The following is a 2,813-nucleotide window of genomic DNA, read 5'->3' as shown; positions in this document are numbered from 1 at the left end:
CGATCCCGAGATGTTGGGTATTGAGACCTTCAAGGCGGAGAACCTCGGCAATAATGTCCTTATTGTAGGTCACAGCAACACCACTCCCGAAATGGTAAATCGCCTAATAGGAAAAGACCGATATTCCGGAATGGAAGATACAGATAACGGCAGCCTGTTTATCGTAACAGTTGTAGGGGCTGAAACCTCCGTGGTGCGCCTGCACTTTAATTGTAATTGCCCGGAGTAACTTTGATTTTTTCCAATTTAATCAGCGAGAGGAATTCCAGTTCATCCCGGAGAAATAGTGAATCTAACTCGGAAACGGGCAAAGTCCCTGAATACTTGTAATTCCGGTAGTCTACGAACCGAATGCCTCCGACCTCCCGGGCGTTAAAGGCCTCCCTGAAGCGCTTCCCACCCCCATTCGTATGGTATTCATACGCGAGGTAATCCGGATGGAAGGTCTCTGTATTAAACCAGTACACAAAAACATCTTCAAAATCCGTACCTCCTCCTTCCTGGTCGAAAGTCACCTGTATTTTATGATAGTCCGCATCCCCCAACTTCCCAGGGCCCAGGTAAGTCTTATTTACGGCAGCATCGTTTAAGCCTTTGGGCAAATAGGCAAAGTAATGAACCGAGTTCACTGCCTCAGCCAGGCTCAGACTCGTACTGTCCGGCAGACTCTGGATTTGGCCGTCAATCCGACGTTCAAATGAGGAGCCCGACAGCAGGTCTTCAATTCGTGCGGTATCCGTTTCTGTAATTCGCATCAGCACCCGCTTACCTGCTTTGCGATTGAGTCGGTATTCCCGCTCCCGGAAAGTAAAAGATATATCACTGGAGCGGTATAGTTCTCCACCTGAGGCTTCGATGGACTTATCCACGATTATCTGAGGATCCCGGACGGATTCCTTTTTCCCGGTACACCCGAAAACAGAAGTAATTAAGAGTATGATCAGGATTCTGCCCATCGTTTGATTTCTTGAGGATACAAAGGTGCTATATTCTCGGTAAATCGCATAGTGCCCCGACTATAAATCAGAGATGCCCCGAATTTGTACTACTTTTGCCGGGATGGAAAAACGGATTAACATAAAAAATAAGAGGGCCCGGTTTGATTATGAATTTCTGGACACCTATGTGGCCGGACTGGTGCTTTCCGGGACTGAAATAAAGTCCATACGGGAAGGGAAAGCCTCAATATCCGAGAGTTTTTGTGAGTTTAATGAGCAGGGGGAACTCTTTGTAGTCAATATGCAGGTAGACCCTTATAGCCATGGGTCCCACTACAACCACCAACCCAAAGCAAGCCGGAAACTCCTGTTGCAAAAACAGGAACTTAAGAAACTTGGAAAAGCGGTCAAAACCAGTGGTATTACGATAATACCCCTAAACCTCTTTATAAATGAACGCGGACTCGCCAAGGTAAAAATTGCCCTTGCCCGGGGTAAGAAGGAATACGACAAACGGGAAACTATAAAGGACAGGGATTCAAAGAGGCAACTCGACCGGGTCAAAAAGCAATACAATAACTAAAACCTCCCAGAAACGCTCACGGAAAACCAGTGTTTTAGGTATAAAAAGTCCATTCGGTTTTTCAAAACTCTAATTTTTGTCTTCCAGCAAAGGCACAAAGCGAAAGGAGCCACATTCACGCCTTTCAAATTCCTTTTCCGAACTCCGGGTGATCAGCATCATGGTCTGATGGTCCTCCCCCACGGGAATCACGAGTCTGCCGCCAATTTTCAGTTGGGACATCAGGGCTTTGGGAATCCTCGGGGCCCCCGCAGTGACGAGAATACCATCAAAGGGAGCTTCTTCGGGCATTCCTTTGTAGCCATCCCCGAAAACAAACCGCTTGGGCCTATAGCCCATTCTATCAAAAAAAAGTTTTGTTTTTTTAAACAGGTTAAGTTGCCGTTCCACGGTGAAAACCTTAGCTTTCAACTGCAGCAATACGGCCGTCTGGTATCCACTTCCTGTTCCTATTTCAAGGATTTTATCCCCGGGTTTAATCTCCAGGAGTTCAGTCTGGTAAGCCACCGTATAAGGTTGGGAAATGGTTTGGCCCGAAGCAATCGGGAAGGCCTTGTCCTGATACGCATGGTCTTCAAAACCACTGTCCATAAATAAATGACGGGGCACGGCCCGAATGGCCGCAAGAACTTCAGGGCTTTTAATCCCCTTTGAGGCGATCAGATCTACCAGTTGGTTTCGTTTTCCTCTATGCTTTAGTGTATCCTTCAAAGAGATGGGGATTTTCTACGAATTTAGAAAATCCTGAGTATTCTGAAGCTTTTTTAAGGTCTTCCACAGCGGAACAGAAATTAATCCCTTTTCCCCAACGCATATTCAGGCGGGAACCTGACCATTTCTGAGGGGAACTCATAAACTATGATTATTTTTGAAAAAATTCGAAATCACATGTTAAAAGCTGGCGTTCTGGGTGCAGGCCACCTGGGAAAAATTCACCTGAGGTTGCTAAAGGAGTCTTCACGATATGAACTCGTCGGATTTTACGATCCCGATAGTATTCAGGGCAAGGCGGTCTCGGAAGAGTTTGGGATACCTTATTTCGACAATATGAATACCCTCATTGAGTCGGTGGATGTCGTGGATATCGTGACACCTACCCTTTCCCACTACGAATGCGCTAAAAAGGCTATCGCATCGGGCAAACACGTTTTCATTGAGAAACCCATAACCCATACCCAAAAGGAGGCCGAGGAGCTTATCAGCCTGCTCCGGGCCAAAGGCCTGAAAGGGCAAGTAGGCCATGTGGAGCGTTTTAACCCCGCATTTCAGGCAGTAAATCACCTCATCGAAGA

4 protein-coding genes and 1 pseudogene are annotated in these 2,813 nt (G+C 46.7%); 3 read left to right on the top strand and 2 right to left on the bottom strand.

Going from position 1 to position 2,813, the window contains the following annotated elements:
* Positions 1-229 (top strand): annotated as a pseudogene (locus tag WBV75_RS01545) (histidine phosphatase family protein); the annotation flags it as partial.
* Here the strand turns inward: WBV75_RS01545 and WBV75_RS01540 are convergent.
* On the bottom strand, positions 207-956 hold the full coding sequence (locus WBV75_RS01540; RefSeq protein WP_424118896.1) for a DUF6503 family protein: 750 nt from the start codon (positions 954-956) through the stop codon (positions 207-209). The pseudogene WBV75_RS01545 and the gene WBV75_RS01540 overlap by 23 nt on opposite strands.
* Before the next feature lie 103 nt (positions 957-1,059).
* Here WBV75_RS01540 and smpB point away from each other — a divergent pair, with 103 nt between their 5' ends.
* The gene (smpB, locus tag WBV75_RS01535; RefSeq protein ID WP_424118898.1) at positions 1,060-1,521 is read left to right on the top strand and encodes an SsrA-binding protein SmpB; all 462 of its coding nucleotides are present in this window, start codon (positions 1,060-1,062) and stop codon (positions 1,519-1,521) included.
* Between the two features lie 69 nt (positions 1,522-1,590).
* Here smpB and WBV75_RS01530 read toward each other — a convergent pair whose 3' ends face one another.
* Entirely contained in the window at positions 1,591-2,232 is a 642-nt protein-coding gene (locus WBV75_RS01530) for a protein-L-isoaspartate(D-aspartate) O-methyltransferase (RefSeq protein WP_424118895.1), read from the bottom strand.
* A gap of 177 nt (positions 2,233-2,409) precedes the next feature.
* Between WBV75_RS01530 and WBV75_RS01525 the strand changes: the two genes are divergently transcribed.
* Positions 2,410-2,813: Gfo/Idh/MocA family protein (locus tag WBV75_RS01525; RefSeq protein ID WP_424118897.1), on the top strand; the 404-nt coding region annotated here is incomplete at its 3' end.

The organism is Robiginitalea sp. (genome assembly GCF_049588695.1).
Lineage (GTDB): Bacteria > Bacteroidota > Bacteroidia > Flavobacteriales > Flavobacteriaceae > Robiginitalea.
The sequence above is the reverse complement of the archived record's forward strand: the minus strand, read 5'-3'. Positions and strand labels throughout refer to the sequence as shown.